The organism is Rhodococcus sp. 4CII, from assembly GCF_014256275.1.
Lineage (GTDB): Bacteria > Actinomycetota > Actinomycetes > Mycobacteriales > Mycobacteriaceae > Rhodococcus_F > Rhodococcus_F wratislaviensis_A.
In genome coordinates, this window is sequence record NZ_JACCFE010000002.1 from 3304239 (window position 1) to 3319725 (window position 15487).

Consider the following 15487-nt stretch of genomic DNA (forward strand, 5'->3'; position numbering starts at 1 on the left):
CGTCTTCACAGATTGCAACCACTTGAAGGTTCCCACGGTCTGCACGGCTCCTGGAAGGAATCGGCAACTTTCATGACCATCGGTGAAAACTGCGAGATCCACCCGACCGTCGTGTTGGGCGACGGCGTCACCGTCGGCGCCGGGGTGAGCATCGGCCCGTACGCCGTCCTCACCGGGCCGCTCGACATCGGCGACGGCTGCTGGATCGGTGCCCACGTCACGCTCGGGGCGCCGCCGGAGTGGATCGGGAAGACGCATCCCCGCAGCTGGACGGAGGTGAGCCCGCATCGGGGGGTCGTGATCGGCGCGGGCACCGTGATCCGGGAGATGAGCGCCGTGCAGCAGGGCGCCGAGCGGCCGACGACCGTCGGCCGCGGCGGATTCGTCATGAACCACACGTCCGTCGAGCACGACGTCCAGGTCGGCGAGAGCTGTGTCCTCTCGCCGTCCTGCACCCTCGGCGGCCACGTGACCCTCGGCGACGGTGTCAACATCGGCATGAGCGCGGTGGTGCATCAGCGCCGGGTGATCGGTGCGCGCGCGATGGTCGGTATGGGATCGGTCGTCGCCAAGGACATTCCGCCGTTCGCCACGGTGTTCGGCAACCCCGCCGCCCTGCGCGGCACCAACCGGGTGGGCATGGACCGCGCCGGGATCCCCGAAGAGGACATCGCCGCCGTCGAGGCGCTGTACGCGCCGGGGCGACTCGACGCCGATGCGGAACTCCCCCGTTCGCTCGCCGACGCGTTCGCCTGGTGGCGGGAACTGGCAGTGAAACCGCTCGTTTCCTGATCCGGCGCGCTCCGATTGCTATCGTCGGAACCGAACGCTGCACTGCCGCAGCGCACTGCCTTGAGGGGGTGGTTCTCGTGGACACCGATCCCGAGATCGTCCCGGACCGCGGCGGTCGCGCCGTCCTGATGAACGCGCTGCGGATCCTCGTCACCCTCGCGATCGTCGTGGCCATCGTGTTCGCCGTGAAATCGCAGTGGGCCGAGGTCCGGGACACGATCATCCAACTCGACTGGTGGGCGCTCGCCCTCTCCGCGGTGTTCGTGTTCCTCGGCATGGCCGCCGCGGTCCGTGCGTGGCAGCACGCCCTCGGCGCCCTCGAGCATCCGATTCCCGCGTTCGACGCCGCGCGCTGCTACCTCGTCGGTCAGCTCGGCAAGTACCTCCCGGGCAGTGTGTGGGCGTTCGTCCTGCAGACCGAACTCGTCCGCCGGGCCGGGGTGTCGCGGGCCAACGGGTTCGTCGCCGTCCTCGTCACCGTCGGCCTGAGCATCACATCGGCGCTGGTCGTGGGGCTGCTGGCGCTGCCCGCCCTGTTCCACATCAGCACCGTCGCGGCGGTCGCGGTGATCGTTCTCGTCCCGATCGCGCTCGTCTGCTGCTACCCACCGGTCCTCACCCGGCTGGTGAACCTGGCCCTGCGGATCCTGCGCCGCGCCCCGCTCCAGCGGCAGCTGACCATGCACAAGATCGGACGGGCCCTCGGCTGGTGCGCCGTCAGCTGGGTCCTCTACGGCGTGCACCTCTGGCTCCTCGCGTCGAGCACGGCGGGATTCACGGCCGGCACCCTGGTGCAGTGCATCGGCGCGATCGCCCTCGGCATGTGCGCCGGCGTGCTCGTCGTCGTCGCGCCGTCCGGGATCGGGGTGAGGGAGGCCGTCGTCGTCGCCGCACTGTCCCCGTTCATGGACAGCGGGGTCGCCCTCGGGCTGGCCCTCGCCTCACGCCTGGTGTTCACGCTCTGCGAGGTGCTCGCCGGTTTCGTCGCCGCGATCGCCGGGTCGCGGTCGCTCCGCAACGCACTCGTCCACGAGGATTCGCGGGTACCGCAGCCGTCGTGAGGAGACCGCGATGACCGCGCGAGCGTGGGCGTTCAGCGGGACCGTCAGCCGATGACGGACTCGGTGGCCGCATACGCCTTCTCCGCCGATGCCTTCTGCGCTCGCCACCACGATTCGTTGTCGCGGTACCACCGCACGGTCGCCTCGAGGCCGCTGCGGAAATCCTCGTACTGCGGCGTCCAGCCCAGTTCGGTGCGCAACCGCGTCGAATCGATCGCGTAGCGCAGGTCGTGGCCGGGGCGGTCGGTGACGAAGTCGAGGTCGTTCGTGTCGCGGCCGAACAGTTCGAGCAGCGTTCCGACGACGGTCCGGTTGTCGACCTCGCCGTCCGCGCCGATCAGGTACGTCTGACCGAGAGTCCCCTTCTCCAGGATCGTCCACACGGCGGAGTTGTGATCGTCGACGTGAATCCAGTCGCGCACGTTCTTCCCGCTGCCGTACAGCCGGGGACGAACCCCGTCGATCAGATTGGTGATCTGCCGCGGAATGAACTTCTCGACGTGCTGGTACGGACCGTAGTTGTTGGAACAGTTCGACAGGGTGGCCCGCACCCCGAACGACCGCGCCCACGCCCGCACCAGCAGATCGCTCGACGCCTTGGTCGCCGAGTACGGACTCGACGGGTTGTAGGGGGTCGACTCGGTGAAGCGCTCGGGGTCGTCCAACTCGAGGTCGCCGTACACCTCGTCGGTGGAGATGTGGTGGTAGCGGACGTCGTGGGTGCGGACGGCCTGCAACAGCGAGAACGTCCCCACCACGTTCGTCTGCACGAACGGTGACGGATCGGCCAGCGAGTTGTCGTTGTGCGATTCCGCGGCGAAGTGGACCACCGCGTCCGCATCCGCGACCAACCGGTCCACCAGCGCGAAATCCGCCACATCGCCGTGCACGAACTCGATGCGGTCGGCCACCGCGTCGAGTGACCGCCGGTTGCCGGCATACGTCAACGCGTCGAGCACCGTCACCTGCACGTCCGGCCGCTCGGCCACCGTCTGGTGCACGAAATTCGCACCGATGAACCCGGCGCCGCCGGTCACGAGAAGCCTCATGTGCACATACCCTAGTGTCGAGCCCGAGTTTCTATCCGACGCGAACACTGGAACACTGCGCACATGCGCGGAATCATCCTGGCAGGGGGCACGGGGTCCCGGTTGCACCCGATCACTCTCGGAGTGAGCAAGCAACTGGTCCCGGTCTACGACAAGCCGATGATCTACTACCCGCTCTCCACCCTGATGCTGGCCAACATCCGGGACATCCTCGTCATCACCACCCCGCACGACGCCGAGCAGTTCCGCCGGCTTCTCGGCGACGGCTCCCAGTTCGGGGTGAACCTCACGTACAAGGTGCAGGCGGAACCGAACGGCCTCGCGCAGGCGTTCGTCCTCGGCGCCGATCACATCGGCAACGAGGCCGTGTCCCTCGTGCTCGGCGACAACATCTTCTACGGCCCCGGCCTCGGTTCCCGGCTGAACCGCTTCGAGAACATCGACGGCGGCGCCGTGTTCGCCTACTGGGTGTCCGATCCCAGCTCCTACGGTGTCGTCGAATTCGACGACCGGGGCAGAGCCATCTCGATCGAGGAAAAACCCGCCACCCCGAAGTCGAACTTCTCGGTCCCCGGGCTCTACTTCTACGACAACGACGTCGTCTCCATCGCGCGCGACCTCAAGCCGTCGGACCGCGGCGAATACGAGATCACCGACGTCAACCAGGCCTACCTGCAGGCCGGACGCCTGCAGGTCGAGGTACTGCCCCGCGGAACCGCCTGGCTCGACACGGGCACCGTCGATTCGCTGCTCGAGGCGGCGAACTTCGTCCGCACGCTCGAACACCGGCAGGGACTGAAGATCGGCGTCCCGGAAGAGGTCGCGTGGCGCCGCGGGTTCATCACCGACGACGAATTGTCCGCCCGCGCCGACACTCTCGGCAAGTCGGGGTACGGCGACTATCTCCTCGAACTCCTCGAGCGCGGCAAGGACTGGTGACGTGGAATATCGCGAACTGAAGGTCCCGGGCGCCTGGGAGATCACCCCGCGACAGTTCGGCGACGACCGCGGCGTCTTCCTCGAATGGTTCAAGGGCTCGGAGTTCGAGGCCGCCGTCGGGCACAGCCTCGAACTCTCGCAGGCCAACTGCTCGGTGTCCGCCGCCGGTGTGCTGCGCGGCATCCACTACACCGACAACCCGCCCGGGCAGGCGAAATACGTCACCTGCGTCAAGGGCGCGTTCCTCGACGTCATCGTCGACCTGCGGGTCGGGTCACCGATGTTCGGGCAGTGGGATTCGGTGCTCATCGACGACGTCGACCGCCGCGCCGTTTACCTGCCTGCGGGAGTCGGCCACGCAATCCTGTCCCTCGAGAACGCGTCCACGGTGATGTACCTGTGCTCGATCGAGTACGCCCCGGCGCTCGACCACGACCTCCATCCGCTCGATCCCGAACTGGGAATCGACTGGCCCACGACCGGCAGGGACGGCACCCCGCTGACGTTCCAGCTGTCCGAGAAGGATTCGGCCGCGCCGTCCCTGCAGCAGGCGCTGGACGCCGGAGTGCTCCCCACCTTCCCCAGGATGCGGGCATGACGACTGACATCAGCGAACGGCTGGAGGTCCGGCGGGCTGTCGCCGCGGACCCGGCAACGATCTTCGGACTCCTCTGCGACCCCGAGGGACATGTGGCGATCGACAGCTCCGGGATGCTGATGTCCGCGGAGGGCGACCGCGTCACGGCGGCGGGCGACACGTTCGTCGTGCACATGGACCGCGACGCGTTGAACGACTTCGACCTCGGGTTGTACGACGTGACCGTGACCATCGAGACGTTCGTACCCGACCGGGAAATCTCCTGGAAGGTGCTCGGCCAGATCCGCCCGCAGATCGGGCACGTCTTCGGCTACCGGCTCGAGCCGATCGACGAGGGGACGATGGTGACGTCGTTCTACGACTGGTCGTCCATCGATCCGGTGTGGCGCGAGGCGGGGATCTTCCCGGTGATCTCCGAGAATGCCCTGCGCGCGACGCTCGGCATCCTCGCGCGGACGGTCGCCCCCGGACGTCCGCGACCGCAAATCGATCCACAGAATTGGAACGTGTTCTAGTATCGGAGGCGTGAACTTCGTCGTCGTCGACCACCCCCGGCCGGGCATCGCCCTGGTGACGCTCAACCGCCCGGAACGCATGAATGCGATGGCGTTCGACGTGATGATCCCATTCCGCGACGCGCTCGAGGAGGTCAGCAACGACAACTCGGTGCGCGCGGTGGTGATCACCGGGGCGGGCCGCGGTTTCTGCTCCGGCGCCGACCAGCGGTCCGCGGGCACGCTCCCCCACGTCGACGGACTCACCCCGCCGACCGTCGCGCTGCGGGCCATGGAGATGCTCGACAACGTGGTGCTGTCGCTGCGCCGGATGCATCAGCCGGTGATCAGCGCGATCAACGGTGCCGCCATCGGCGGTGGGCTGTGCCTGGCACTCGCCTCCGACATCCGGATCGCGGCGGAGGACGCCTACTTCCGCGCGGCGGGCATCAACAACGGACTGACCGCGAGTGAGCTGGGCCTGAGCTACCTGCTGCCGCGGGCGATCGGTTCGTCCCGGGCGTTCGAGATCATGCTGTCCGGGCGGGACGTGCACGCCGACGAGGCCGAGCGGATCGGACTCGTGTCGCGGAGCGTGCCCGGTGAGGACCTCCTGGACGAATGCTTCGACCTCGCCGAGCGCATGTCACGGTTCTCCCGGCCGGGCCTGGAGTTGACCAAGCGCACGCTGTGGTCCGGCCTCGACGCCGCCTCCCTCGAGGCCCACATCCACCAGGAAGGTCTCGGACAGCTGCTGGTGCGACTACTCACCGACAATTTCGAGGAGGCCACCGCCGCGCGGAAGGACAAGCGCGAACCGCAGTTCCGGGACCGACGTTAGGGAGTATCTTTCGGACATGTCGAAGCCACCCCTGACACCGAAGGCCGCCGAGATGTTCGCTCGGCCCAACTACGCCACCATCGCCTGCGTCCGACCCGACGGGCAGCCCGTGTCCGTGGCCACCTGGTATCTGTACGAGGACGGCAGGGTACTGGTCAACATGGACGCCGAGCGCAAACGCCTCGACTACCTGCGGAACGACCCGCGCGTGAGCCTCACCGCGATGGATCCCGCCGACTGGATCACCCACGTCAGCATCCAGGGCCGGGTGACGGAGTTCGTCGACGACGAAGATCTCGCCGACATCGACCGCCTCGCGAAGCACTACAGCGGAAACCCCTACCCCGTGCGCGACCGGAAACGGGTCAGCGCGTGGATCGAGATCGACACCTGGCACGGCTGGGGTTCGCTGAAACAGTCCTGACCGAATCCGCGCCGACGACGACACCCGGGCATGACGACGCCCCGCGCCGCAACGGTCCTCGCCGTGGCCGCGGCGGTGATCGGCAGTCTGCTGCTGAGCGCACCGCCGGTCCGCGAGGCGGGACCGCCCGCGGTGACGGTGGCCCAGCCCGCCGCACCGCCCCCACCGCCGCCGGTCGTTCTCGCCCCGGAGGAGGTCGAAGCCCGGGTGATCCCCGCGATCGTCACCCTCGTCTCGGATTCGGGTCTCGCCCAGACCGCGGGAACGGGAATCGTGCTCACCCCCGACGGCGTCGTCCTCACCAACCATCACGTGATCGACGGCGCCCTCGACATCAGCGCGGTCACGCTCGGCACCGGCGCCGAGTACGACGCGGTCGTCCTCGGTTACGACAGTTCCCGCGACATCGCGGTACTCCAGTTGCAGGGTGCCGCCGACCTTCCTGCCGCGACCCTCGCGAAAGACGCGACCGCCCGGATCGGAGACCCGGTGACCGCGGTGGGCAACGCGGAGGGTGGCGGAGTCCCGGTGGCGGCCCGCGGTTTCGTGACCGATCTCGGGCAGACGATTACCGCCCGCAGTTCCACCGACGGCTCCCGAAATCGGTTGAACGGGTTGGTCCAGGTGGACGCGGCGGTCCGCCCCGGCGACTCCGGTGGCCCCCTCGTCGATGCCGGCGCCGCGGTGATCGGCGTCAACACCGCAGGCAACGCCGACTCCGACCCGTCGAAACCCGCTCCTGCACAACCGCGGTCGTATGCGGTGCCCATCGAGACCGCCATGACGGTCGTCGATCAGGTGCGCGCCGGACGAACGTCCGCGACCGTGCACGTCGGCGATACCGCCCTGCTCGGCATCAGCGTCACCGACGACGACCGCGGGGCGGAGGTGCTGTGGGTCAGCATCGGCACCCCCGCCGACGAGGCCGGCATCGACATCGGCGACGTGGTCACCGAATTCGACGGAACCGCCGTCCGCTCGTCCGCCGATCTCAGCGAACAGATGATCGCCCGGCACCCCGGTGACGCGGTCGCGCTGCGCTGGCTCGACGACAGCGGACAACAGCGCTCGGCGACGATCGTCCTCGACGAGGGACCGCCCCGCTAATGCGTCATGCCGACTTGTCCCGGGCCACACCGTCGTCCGACCGCATCCGCGTCGCCACGAAACGGGCGATACGGCGCAGCACCGCACGGCTTTCCGGCAGACCCGGCCACAGCGCCGGGAACGCATGCACCTGACCGTCCCAGATCTGCAATGTCGTCGGCACACCCGCAGCGCTCAGCCGATGGGCCATCAACTCCGAATCCGACCGCAGCACTTCACCTTCCGCGGCGATCAGCAACGACGGCGGCAGCCCCTCCAGGACGCCGTTCACCGGTGACAGCGCGGGGTCGAGCACACCGTCCACCTCACCACCGAGCCTGCCGATGGTGACGAGCGCCTCCACGGGGGCGAAGACGTCGCGGGCGGCGTTGGCGTGCACCAGTTTGTCGGCGCAGTCCAGGTCCAGCAGCGGCGACAGTCCGACCAGGCCCGCCGGCAGGTCGACACCCTCCTCCCGCGCCTTCAACGCCGTCGCGAACACGAGGAACCCGCCCGCGGAATCACCGGCGAACACCGTTCCGCCCGCGCGGGCCCCGTTCTCCAGCAACCACTTGTACGCCGTCAGACAGTCGTCGACCGAACCGCTGATGTTCGTGTCGGGCAGTTGGCGGTAGCCCACGTGCATCACCGGCAATTGGGTCAGTTTCGCGATCGTCGCGACCACCGGCCGGTGCGTGTTCAGTCCGCAGCACAGGAATCCGCCGCCGTGCAGATACAGAACGACGCCGTCCCCCAGATCCGGTGACACCCCCGGTGCGCGCACGATCTCAGCGTCGAAACCCGGCAGTCGGACCTTCTGTCGGCGAATGCCGGAGGCGGGACGAAATCCCGCCGCCATGTCCAGCAGCGCCGCCCGGCGGATGGCCGACTCGTTGAGCGGAGCCATCCGCACCACGGGTCGGAGGAACCATCTGCACGCCTGGTAGAGAACCTGGGATTCGATACTCGGGCCCGCGAGCCGTGCCCCGGAACGGTATTGGACAGTCGGATTGCCGGTCCGCTGCTGCGCAGCCGGATTGCGGTCGTTCGGCACAGATTTCATGCCTTCTCCCCTGGTCGCCGATACCCGTCGCCGTTGACGGATACGTAACTTCAACCTTGGAGTACCCGCTGCGGTCATGTGTCACTCATGCGCGCTTCGGCTCCAAGTCGTTATGACGACTGCCCGAATCGTTATCGGCGCGGCCGTCTCACCCGAAATCGAGGTCGTCGAGCTCCTCGACCACGGTGACCTTCCGTTTGCGGCCCCCCATCATCCGGCCGAGACCGCGGCGTCCGCCCGTGTCCGCGTTGCCCGACGGCAGGATGCGCTGCGGCGCCACCCGGGGCTTCGCCACGGGCACGGGAGGCAGCGCTACGGCCGGGGGCTCGACGGGGTCGGGAGTTGCGACGGGCGCACGGGGCGGAAGCGGGGCCTCCACGCGCTGGGGAGCTGCGACGGGTGCACGTGGCGGAAGCGGGGCCGGCTCGGTGCGTACCGGCCGCGGGGCGACGGACCGGACGGTCCGGTCGAGGCGGGGAACGACCGATTCACCCAGATCCACGTCGTCGAGGTCGACGACCCAGCGCAATCGGTGCCCCAGCCCACGCTCCTGCAGCTCGGCCCAGATCTCGTCGTGCCACACCGAGGGCTCACCGCTACCGAACGCCCGCGAGTTGGCGCTGACCCACACCACGTCCTCGGACGGGCGACGGTCGGCGATGTCGAGGACCGTCAGCCAGTTCACCGTGGCGAGGTAGCCGTGCCGCTTCTTGTCCACGTACGGGCGTCGGCGCTGCAACTCGCGCCCGGCGACCTCGAGGTGCGAGGCATGCGCCGGTTCGATCACGTCGCAACCCATCGCCTCCAACTGCCGGGCCAGCGAATCGACGTACCCGTCGGCCTTGGCCCGCGCGGCGTCGACGAACACCGACAGGTCGTCGCGCAGACCGAGCCGGTCGTACATTCGCGCCTGCACGGTGAGGGCGTCGATCATCGCAACCGATTCCCGCTGGTAACGGTGTGCGACCTCGACGAGGACGAGGCGAGGGATCAGCACCCGGCTGCCCCGGTCCAGTGCGTCGCGGACGAACGTCTCGAAGCGCGCGTCCCGGGTGACGGCCGAGGTGTCGAGAACAATCAGCATTGATCGATTCTCACCGAACGCGACTGCCGCGCCAGAGAAGTTGCTGAGTCGTTACCGAAATACCGCGGCCGGGCGTATCGCCCCACCGGCCAGGGCGTTGCCGCGCAGTTGCCCGCCGGCGCTAGTGAATCTTGAAGATCACCGCGCGCTGCACGACGAAATTGATGACCGTCGCCGTGCCCTGCGCGATGACGAACGCGAGCGGCAGACGCCACCATGTGTCGGGGAATGCGTGGTACATCACCCAGTTGAGACCCACCTGGACCGCGAACGTGACCGCGTAGAGGACCACGACGGCGACGAAGCGGGCCCGGCTCGGTTCGGCCTTGAACGTCCACCGGCGGTTGATCAGATACGCGGTGGTGGTGCCCGCGATGAAACTGATCGACTTCGCCACGTTCACGGGGAGGCCGACCACCTGGAACAGCAGGAAGTACAGGCCGAAGTCGACGATCGCGGACAGTCCACCGGTCAGGACGAAACGGACGATCTGCGTCTTCAGGTCCAGGGCGTCGTCCGCGATGTTCTCGGTGACGGGGATCTCGACGGGGAGCGGAACGTGAGGTTCGTGCTCGTGACTCGGCTGGGTATCAGACACGACGACGAGGCTAGCGCCCTGTGAGTACTTCTTAACCGCCCGCGGCTGACAAATACTCACAAGCGGTAGCCTCTACCTCGATGTCCACGACAGCAGAAGAGCAGCCCACCCAGGCGCTCCCCACACAGACCCGCACCCTCACCGGCTGGGGACGCACCGCGCCCACCACCGCGCAGGTGCTGTCCACACCCGACGTGGAAGTGATCGCGCGTGCGGTCGCCCAGGTCGCGGAGCAGAACGAGTCGAAGCCCTCTCACCTGCAGCGCGGGGTGATCGCCCGTGGCCTCGGCCGCTCCTACGGCGACCCGGCGCAGAACGCCGGTGGCCTGGTCGTCGACATGAATGCGCTGAGCAAGATCCACCGCATCGACCGCGACACCCACCTCGTGGAGGTCGAGGCCGGCGTCAACCTGGACCAGCTGATGAAGGCGGCCCTGCCGTTCGGACTGTGGGTCCCGGTGCTGCCGGGCACCCGGCAGGTCACCATCGGCGGCGCCATCGGCTCCGACATCCATGGCAAGAACCATCACAGCGCCGGCAGCTTCGGCAACCACGTGGTCTCGCTGGACCTGCTCACCGCGGACGGCACGGTGCGGACGCTGACACCGAAGGGCGGCCGCAACGACCCCAAGGGCGCACTGTTCTGGGCGACGATCGGCGGCATGGGGCTGACGGGCATCATCCTCAAGGCCACGATCAAGATGACGCCGACCGAGACGGCGTACTTCATCGCCGACGGCGACGTCACGGGCAGCCTCGACGAGACGATCGCGTTCCACAGCGACGGCTCCGAGGCGAACTACGAGTACTCGAGCGCCTGGTTCGACGCCATCGCCGCACCGCCGAAGCTGGGCCGCGCCGCGATCTCCCGCGGATCGCTGGCCAAGCTCGACCAGTTGCCGCCCAAGCTGCAGAAGAACCCGCTCGCCTTCGACGCGCCGCAGCTGTTGACGTTCCCGGACGTCTTCCCGAACGGCCTGGCCAACAAATACACGTTCGGTCCGATCGGTGAACTCTGGTACCGCAAGTCCGGCACGTACCGCGACAAGGTCCAGAACTTGACGCAGTTCTACCATCCGCTCGACATGTTCGGGGAATGGAACCGCGCCTACGGCTCGAACGGCTTCCTGCAGTACCAGTTCGTGGTGCCGACCAACGCCGTCGACGAGTTCAAGGCCATCATCCGCGACATCCAGAAGTCGGGGCACTACTCATTCCTCAACGTGTTCAAGCTGTTCGGCGAGGGCAACCAGGCGCCGCTGAGCTTCCCGATCCCGGGCTGGAACGTGTGCGTCGACTTCCCGATCAAGGCCGGCCTGAACGAGTTCGTCACCGAACTCGACCAGCGCGTGCTGAAGTTCGGCGGCCGCCTCTACACGGCCAAGGACTCGCGGACCACCGCCGAGACGTTCCACGCGATGTACCCGCGGATCGACGAGTGGATCGCCACCCGCCGCAAGTACGACCCCACCAATGTCTTCGCCTCCGATATGTCCAGAAGGTTGGAACTCTAGTGATCAACGCTGTCGGGAACCCCCAGACCCTCCTGCTGCTCGGTGGCACGTCCGAGATCGGTCTCGCCATCTGCGAGGAGTACTTGAAGAAGGCGCCGATGCGGGTGATCCTCGCCGCACTGCCCGGCGACCCGGGCCGTGACGCCGCAGTCGCACAGTTGAAGTCGGCCGGCGCCAACGCCGTCGACGTCATCGACTTCGACGCCGTCGACACCGAGAGCCACCCGAAAGTCATCGACGACGCCTGGGCGAAGGGCGACGTCGATGTCGCGATCGTCGCGTTCGGCCTCCTCGGCGACGCCGAGGAACTGTGGCAGAACCAGCGCAAGGCCGTCCAGATCGCCGAGGTCAACTACACGGCCGCGGTGTCGGTCGGTGTTCTGGTGGGCGAGAAGATGAAGGCGCAGGGCTACGGCCAGATCATCGCCATGTCGTCCGCCGCCGGCGAGCGCGTGCGCCGCTCCAATTTCGTGTACGGCTCCACCAAGGCCGGCCTCGACGGCTTCTACCTCGGACTCGGTGAGGCGCTGCGCGAGTTCGGCCCGCGCGTCCTCGTCATCCGTCCCGGCCAGGTCCGCACCCGGATGTCCGCGGACGTGAAAGAAGCTCCGCTCACCGTGAACAAGGAGGACGTGGCCAAGCTCGCGGTCACCTCCGCGGAGAAGGGCAAGGACCTCGTCTGGGCGCCCGGCGCATTCCGGTACGTGATGATGATCCTGCGCCACATCCCGCGACCGATCTTCAAGAAGCTGCCCATCTAAGCTTCCCCCTCGTGACGGAAGCAGACGTAGCACCGGCCCGACGGTCCCTGTCGACAGCTGTCGAAATGCTGCTGGGGGCCGTCGTGGCCGCAGTGGTGGCGGCCGTCGGACTGTTCGCATTCGCGCGCGTGCAGTGGCCGGCGTTCAACTCGTCCAACGTGACCCAGGCCGTCACGACGGTCGGGCAGGTGGCGGCCATCGCCGGTATCGCGGTGTCCGTCCTGCTCGTGCGACTGCACCGGGCCCCGCGGTTCGCCCGGCTGCTGTCGTGGGTGAGCCTGTCCGGGTTCGTGACCGTCACCCTGGGCCTGCCCCTCGCCGCGACCAAGCTCTACCTGCACGGCGTCTCCGTCGACCAGGAATTCCGCACCGAATATCTCACGCGCCTGACCGACTCGGCGGCCCTGCACGACATGACGTACGCCGACCTGCCGCCCTACTATCCGGCGGGCTGGTTCTGGGTGGGCGGCCGCGTCGCGAACCTCCTCGGCATGGACGGCTGGGAAGCGTTCAAGCCGTACGCCATCGGGTCGCTCGCCGTCGCGGCCGTCGTCGCACTCGTGCTGTGGAGCAACCTGATCCGGCACGACCTGGCGATCGTCGTGTCCGTCGCGACCTCGGCACTCGTCCTGGCCTACGGATCGCCGGAGCCGTACGGCGCCGTCATCACCCTCCTGATCGGACCCGCACTCGTCCTCGCCTGGGGCGGCCTCAACCGGGTGGACGGACGCGGAGGGTGGGGTGCCGTGATCGGCACCGGCCTGTTCCTCGGTCTGGCCGCCACGTTCTACACCCTCTACCTCGGACTCGCCGCCTTCGCCATCACCCTGCTCGCACTGCTGGCCGCGGCCCTGCGGATCCGCGAGCAGAAGTCGTGGCGGGCGGCGCTCGACCCGCTGGTCCGGCTGATCGTGATCGCCGCGGTGTCCGGACTCCTCGCACTCACCGTCTGGCTGCCGTATCTGCTGACGGTCGTCGGGGGATCACCGGCGGCCTCGGGAACCGCGCTGCACTATCTTCCCGAGGCGGGAGCACATCTGCCGCTCCCGATGATCCACTTCTCCCTCACCGGCGCACTGTGCCTCCTCGGCACCGTCTGGCTCGTGGCCCGGGCGTCCTCGTCACGACGAGCCCAGGCCCTCGGCGTCGGAGTGGTGGCAATCTACCTGTGGTCGCTGCTGTCGATGGCGGTCACCGTACTCGGGAGCACCCTTCTCTCCTTCCGGCTCGAGCCCGTGCTGATCGTCCTGCTCGGCGCGGCGGGCGTCTTCGGATTCGTCGAATTCGCAGGCTGGCTCGTGCTCGCGACCAGCGACAACCCGCGCGTCAAGTGGTCGGTCCTCGTGATCGGCGTGCTGGGCGCGCTCTCGTTCGTCCAGAACATCCCGAAGTTCCTCGACTCCGACATCGCCGTCGCCTACACCGACACCGACGGCAACGGCGAACGCGCCGACCAGCGCCCGCCCGGCGCCGCCGCCCACTACGCGGCAGTCGACGAACTGATCCAGGCGCAGGTCCCCCGCGACCGCGACGACACCGTGGTCCTGACCGCCGACACGAGCTTCCTCAGCTTCTACCCCTACCTCGGATTCCAGGCGCTGACATCGCATTACTCGAATCCCCTGGCGGACTTCGCCGGCCGCGCGCAAACCATCGCCGACTGGAGCGAACTCGAGACCCCCGACCAACTGGTGGCCGCACTCGACTCCGCGGCATGGCGGGCACCCGACGCATTCGTATTCCGTCAGGGTCCGGACGGCTACACGCTGCGCCTCGCCGAGGACGTGTATCCCAACGATCCCAACGTCCGCCGGTACACCGTCACGTTCCCGAAGGAACTGTTCGACGACCCCCGATTCACGGTGTCGGAGACCGGGCCGTTCGTGGTCGTCACAAGAAACTGATCGGTCTGTTCACGTTTACGTCGCCGTGCCCGCGGGAACACCGCACCCAATCAGGGCGGCGGGTATTTTCCGTCCCCCGAGGGGAATTGTCGGGACGTCGCGAGGAGCAGTCATGCCGGATGTTGTGGAGCCTCGACGTGCCGGTAGCGGTGCCGAAGACTTTCTTCTCGGCACCGCCGACGGTGAGGTGGTCGTGCATGCCGGACTCGCCGTGACGATCGGAGCGATCGTCGGTGTCTACGTCGGGCACTGGGCGCTTTTCGTGCTCGCCTTGCTCGGTGCCGCCGTGTGGATCGCGGGCGACGTCGTCGTCCACATCAGTCGACAGAGGTCGCCGGACATCAGTCCGGCGACCCCTGTCAGGCACCCTGTCGGGCGGGCTGCCTAGTTGAGCTTCTGCGGCACACCGTAAGTCATGACGGTGTCACCGTTCTCCGTTACCGCCATCGCGTACGGACGGATGGTCACCGCACCGAGCGCACCGGAGATGGAACCATGAACTCCCTGCATCTTCACCACAGCCGACGGTCCGTCGAACGACTGATTCTCCAGGAGCGGGACGGTGGTGATTCCACCTGGCTCCAGATCGATGTCGAGTTCCTGCGACGGGATGATGTCACCGACAAGGTCGGCGTGGTTATCCGCGTGCAGTCCGATCTGATCCCCCGGCATAAACGGAAGTGCGAGGTCGATGCCGTTGCTCGTGCCGATCGCAAACCCGAGTCCGGGCGAGTTGAGAACGATCGTGGCTCCGGCCAACGCGATCGGGTAACCGATCTGATAGCCGACGGTGAGCTTAGTTCCCTTGAACTCGGCCGCGTTCGGTCCGGTGATGTTGACTCCGGCGTAACCGTTGTGGAAGAACTCCACGCTGGTGGGCACGCCGTCGAGCGGCGGCACCACCTGATACGAAGTGTCGCCCTGCAAAACTTCGATCCGATTGCCTCTCGAATCGACAACAGAGCTGGAATTGTCCACACCGGCCGAGGCCGTGCCATTTCCCATGACCATGGCAAGCACTGCGATACCTGCGACTGCTACCGAGCGCGTAAACCGTTTGTACCCAAATCGAGATGTGCTGATGTCCGTCATGCCGACCCCATTCAGAGTGCACTGCAACCGATACGAAAAAGCATGCTGAGCGTAACCAGTGGGGCAGGAGAATATCCCTGTATTGATCAGAAGTTCACAAATCAACTTGATGTGATACACGCAACAATTACCCGATCGCAACCCGGAAAGCTCTCAGCGATCTCCGGTACCCTCGGTCGATTGACAT

17 protein-coding genes are annotated in these 15487 nt (G+C 67.3%); 12 read left to right on the plus strand and 5 right to left on the minus strand.

Annotated elements, in window-relative coordinates; translation table 11 throughout:
- The first annotated feature begins 72 nt into the window (after positions 1–72).
- Together H0B43_RS16030 and H0B43_RS16035 are read left to right on the plus strand one after the other, a co-directional pair.
- Complete coding sequence (locus H0B43_RS16030) at positions 73–792, plus strand: DapH/DapD/GlmU-related protein (protein WP_185727032.1); 720 nt, start codon at positions 73–75, stop codon at positions 790–792.
- A 77-nt stretch (positions 793–869) separates the two neighbouring features.
- Positions 870–1853, plus strand: a complete 984-nt coding sequence (locus tag H0B43_RS16035; protein ID WP_312033733.1) for a lysylphosphatidylglycerol synthase transmembrane domain-containing protein — start codon at positions 870–872, stop codon at positions 1851–1853.
- Between the two features lie 44 nt (positions 1854–1897).
- On the opposite strand, the gene rfbB is transcribed toward H0B43_RS16035, so the two are convergent.
- Positions 1898–2902: a dTDP-glucose 4,6-dehydratase gene (gene rfbB, locus H0B43_RS16040; protein ID WP_185727030.1), complete on the minus strand. Its 1005-nt coding sequence runs from the start codon at positions 2900–2902 to the stop codon at positions 1898–1900.
- 63 nt (positions 2903–2965) lie between these two features.
- Here rfbB and rfbA point away from each other — a divergent pair, with 63 nt between their 5' ends.
- The 6 genes from rfbA to H0B43_RS16070 are packed head-to-tail and all read left to right on the plus strand — an operon-like array spanning position 2966 to position 7305.
- Complete coding sequence (gene rfbA, locus H0B43_RS16045) at positions 2966–3841, plus strand: glucose-1-phosphate thymidylyltransferase RfbA (protein WP_185727029.1); 876 nt, start codon at positions 2966–2968, stop codon at positions 3839–3841.
- A gap of 1 nt (position 3842) precedes the next feature.
- Positions 3843–4439, plus strand: coding sequence for a dTDP-4-dehydrorhamnose 3,5-epimerase family protein (locus tag H0B43_RS16050; protein ID WP_185727028.1), 597 nt, complete (start codon positions 3843–3845; stop codon positions 4437–4439).
- Positions 4436–4954, plus strand: a complete 519-nt coding sequence (locus tag H0B43_RS16055; RefSeq protein WP_185727027.1) for a polyketide cyclase — start codon at positions 4436–4438, stop codon at positions 4952–4954. Before H0B43_RS16050 ends, H0B43_RS16055 begins: the two co-directional genes overlap by 4 nt.
- 10 nt (positions 4955–4964) lie before the next feature.
- Entirely contained in the window at positions 4965–5774 is an 810-nt protein-coding gene (locus H0B43_RS16060; RefSeq protein ID WP_185727026.1) for an enoyl-CoA hydratase, read from the plus strand.
- Between the two features lie 16 nt (positions 5775–5790).
- Positions 5791–6198 (plus strand): PPOX class F420-dependent oxidoreductase, encoded by a 408-nt coding sequence (locus H0B43_RS16065; RefSeq protein WP_185727025.1) that lies wholly within the window; start codon positions 5791–5793, stop codon positions 6196–6198.
- A 30-nt stretch (positions 6199–6228) separates the two neighbouring features.
- Complete coding sequence (locus H0B43_RS16070; protein WP_185727024.1) at positions 6229–7305, plus strand: S1C family serine protease; 1077 nt, start codon at positions 6229–6231, stop codon at positions 7303–7305.
- A 4-nt stretch (positions 7306–7309) separates the two neighbouring features.
- Here H0B43_RS16070 and H0B43_RS16075 read toward each other — a convergent pair whose 3' ends face one another.
- From H0B43_RS16075 to H0B43_RS16085, 3 genes are all read right to left on the minus strand, one after another.
- On the minus strand, positions 7310–8347 hold the full coding sequence (locus tag H0B43_RS16075; protein WP_185727023.1) for an alpha/beta hydrolase: 1038 nt from the start codon (positions 8345–8347) through the stop codon (positions 7310–7312).
- A gap of 148 nt (positions 8348–8495) precedes the next feature.
- Positions 8496–9431, minus strand: a complete 936-nt coding sequence (locus tag H0B43_RS16080) for a PIN domain-containing protein (RefSeq protein WP_185727022.1) — start codon at positions 9429–9431, stop codon at positions 8496–8498.
- 121 nt (positions 9432–9552) lie between these two features.
- Positions 9553–10029: a GtrA family protein gene (locus H0B43_RS16085; protein WP_312033732.1), complete on the minus strand. Its 477-nt coding sequence runs from the start codon at positions 10027–10029 to the stop codon at positions 9553–9555.
- An 80-nt stretch (positions 10030–10109) separates the two neighbouring features.
- On the opposite strand from H0B43_RS16085, the gene H0B43_RS16090 reads away from it, so the two are divergent.
- The 4 genes from H0B43_RS16090 (at position 10110) to H0B43_RS16105 (ending at position 14596) form a co-directional block, all read left to right on the plus strand.
- Positions 10110–11543: an FAD-binding oxidoreductase gene (locus H0B43_RS16090; RefSeq protein ID WP_185727021.1), complete on the plus strand. Its 1434-nt coding sequence runs from the start codon at positions 10110–10112 to the stop codon at positions 11541–11543.
- Positions 11543–12304 (plus strand): decaprenylphospho-beta-D-erythro-pentofuranosid-2-ulose 2-reductase, encoded by a 762-nt coding sequence (locus H0B43_RS16095; protein ID WP_185727020.1) that lies wholly within the window; start codon positions 11543–11545, stop codon positions 12302–12304. The genes H0B43_RS16090 and H0B43_RS16095 overlap by 1 nt, the downstream gene beginning before the upstream one ends.
- An 11-nt stretch (positions 12305–12315) precedes the next feature.
- Complete coding sequence (locus H0B43_RS16100) at positions 12316–14208, plus strand: galactan 5-O-arabinofuranosyltransferase (protein ID WP_185727019.1); 1893 nt, start codon at positions 12316–12318, stop codon at positions 14206–14208.
- Positions 14209–14320: 112 nt separating this feature from the next.
- On the plus strand, positions 14321–14596 hold the full coding sequence (locus tag H0B43_RS16105) for a hypothetical protein (RefSeq protein WP_185727018.1): 276 nt from the start codon (positions 14321–14323) through the stop codon (positions 14594–14596).
- Here H0B43_RS16105 and H0B43_RS16110 read toward each other — a convergent pair.
- Entirely contained in the window at positions 14593–15300 is a 708-nt protein-coding gene (locus H0B43_RS16110; protein WP_185729935.1) for an MspA family porin, read from the minus strand. The genes H0B43_RS16105 and H0B43_RS16110 overlap by 4 nt on opposite strands.
- Between the last annotated feature and the right edge of the window lie 187 nt (positions 15301–15487).

What these genes read in the sequence shown, in the direction of transcription:
- H0B43_RS16030 (WP_185727032.1), top strand. Translation starts at nt 73, where the DNA reads ATGACCATCGGTGAAAACTGCGAGATCCACCCGACCGTCGTGTTGGGC.
- rfbB (WP_185727030.1), bottom strand. Translation starts at nt 2,902, where the DNA reads ATGAGGCTTCTCGTGACCGGCGGCGCCGGGTTCATCGGTGCGAATTTC.
- rfbA (WP_185727029.1), top strand. Translation starts at nt 2,966, where the DNA reads ATGCGCGGAATCATCCTGGCAGGGGGCACGGGGTCCCGGTTGCACCCG.
- H0B43_RS16055 (WP_185727027.1), top strand. Translation starts at nt 4,436, where the DNA reads ATGACGACTGACATCAGCGAACGGCTGGAGGTCCGGCGGGCTGTCGCC.
- H0B43_RS16065 (WP_185727025.1), top strand. Translation starts at nt 5,791, where the DNA reads ATGTCGAAGCCACCCCTGACACCGAAGGCCGCCGAGATGTTCGCTCGG.
- H0B43_RS16070 (WP_185727024.1), top strand. Translation starts at nt 6,229, where the DNA reads ATGACGACGCCCCGCGCCGCAACGGTCCTCGCCGTGGCCGCGGCGGTG.
- H0B43_RS16075 (WP_185727023.1), bottom strand. Translation starts at nt 8,347, where the DNA reads ATGAAATCTGTGCCGAACGACCGCAATCCGGCTGCGCAGCAGCGGACC.
- H0B43_RS16080 (WP_185727022.1), bottom strand. Translation starts at nt 9,431, where the DNA reads ATGCTGATTGTTCTCGACACCTCGGCCGTCACCCGGGACGCGCGCTTC.
- H0B43_RS16090 (WP_185727021.1), top strand. Translation starts at nt 10,110, where the DNA reads ATGTCCACGACAGCAGAAGAGCAGCCCACCCAGGCGCTCCCCACACAG.
- H0B43_RS16105 (WP_185727018.1), top strand. Translation starts at nt 14,321, where the DNA reads ATGCCGGATGTTGTGGAGCCTCGACGTGCCGGTAGCGGTGCCGAAGAC.
- H0B43_RS16110 (WP_185729935.1), bottom strand. Translation starts at nt 15,300, where the DNA reads ATGACGGACATCAGCACATCTCGATTTGGGTACAAACGGTTTACGCGC.